Consider the following 1,330-nt stretch of genomic DNA (forward strand, 5'->3'; position numbering starts at 1 on the left):
AGCGTTAGCGTTAGGCCGCACGGGGCTGCTGCGCAGCAGCCCCGTGCGGCGTCCAGTTTGCCTCGAACTCCACGGGCGGTCGATAGCCGAGCGCCGAATGCAGCCGTTGGCGGTTGTAAATTTGCTCGATGAAGGCGCCGATCTGCTGGCGCGCCTCGTCGATGTCGCGATAATCGCGGCCGTCGACTTCCTCCTGCTTGAGTGTCTTCATGAAGCTCTCTGCCTTGGCATTGTCGTAGGGGTTGCCGACCCGGCTCATGGAAGCTTGGATGTCGTGTCGCGCGAGCACGGCACTGTATTCGGCACAGGCATATTGGACGCCGCGATCGGAGTGATGGATGAGGCTTCCGGGCTGCGGACGGCGTGCCTCCAGCGCCATGGTCAGCGCCGCCACGGCCAGGCTGGCCTCCAGATGGTCGTCCAGAGCCCAGCCGATGACACGGCGGCTGAAGGCATCAAGCACGACGGCGAGGTAGGCGAACTCCTCGCGCAGCCGCACATAGGTGATGTCGGCCACCCACAACTGGTCGAGACCGCTCACAAGGAGGCCGCGCGCCAGGTTCGGCACCACCTGCCAGCCGTGCCGGGATGCGGTCGTGACCGGCACGAACGGCTTCTTCCTCAGGCACAAGAGGTTGTCCTCACCCATGATGCGCAGCACCCGCTTGTGGTTCACCACAACGCCTTCGCGCCGCAACTGCCAAGTGATGCGCCGATAGCCGTACGAGAGGCTGTTGGCCAGGGCAACGCGCTGGATGGCGTCGCGCACGCAAGTCTCCTCCTGGCGCGGCGCCGAGGCCTGAAAGTGCCGATAGTAGCCGGCCCGGCTGACGCCGGCCAGCGCGCACATCCTTTCGACGCTGAGTCCGCCTTGTGGCCGAGGGGTCGTCATCGCCGTGATTGACGCGTAGACGAGCTCGCGCCAGGCCCGTCGCTCGGCTGGCGCTTTTCCCTGACTTGCCGCAAGGCTTTGCGAAAAAAATCGAGCTCCAGCTCCTGCCGGCCGACCTTGCGCTCCAGTTCGACTATGCGGGCCTGCGCCTGCGCAAGATCGGCACGCTCGCGGGGCGGCCCAACCGCGGCTGTTCTGGGGTGCTGTCCAGGTGATCGCAACGCCGCTGCGCCGCCGCTCAGATACTTGGCCCGCCAGTGGTAGAGCATCTTGGTGCCCACCCCCAGCTCTTTGGCTAGGGCCGCCACCTTCTCTCCCGCCAGCAGCCGCTCAACGGCTGCCAGCTTCATCTCTCGGCTAAATTTCCGTCTTTGAGGCATCAGTCCCTCTCTCAGGACTGTCCCTTATATCCTTGTCTCAGTTTTGGGGTGCACTCCA

2 protein-coding genes are annotated in these 1,330 nt (G+C 64.9%); both read right to left on the reverse strand.

All coding sequences use genetic code 11. The annotated features are described in order from the left end of the window. Window positions 1-10: 10 nt before the first annotated feature. Window positions 11-892, reverse strand: coding sequence for an IS3 family transposase (locus FJ471_RS34570; protein ID WP_140811562.1), 882 nt, complete (start codon window positions 890-892; stop codon window positions 11-13). Further along, entirely contained in the window at window positions 889-1,272 is a 384-nt protein-coding gene (locus tag FJ471_RS34575) for a transposase (protein WP_082048904.1), read from the reverse strand. The genes FJ471_RS34570 and FJ471_RS34575 overlap by 4 nt, the downstream gene beginning before the upstream one ends. Between the last annotated feature and the right edge of the window lie 58 nt (window positions 1,273-1,330).

The sequence above is a fragment of the Mesorhizobium sp. B2-7-1 genome (genome assembly GCF_006440735.1).
GTDB lineage: Bacteria > Pseudomonadota > Alphaproteobacteria > Rhizobiales > Rhizobiaceae > Mesorhizobium.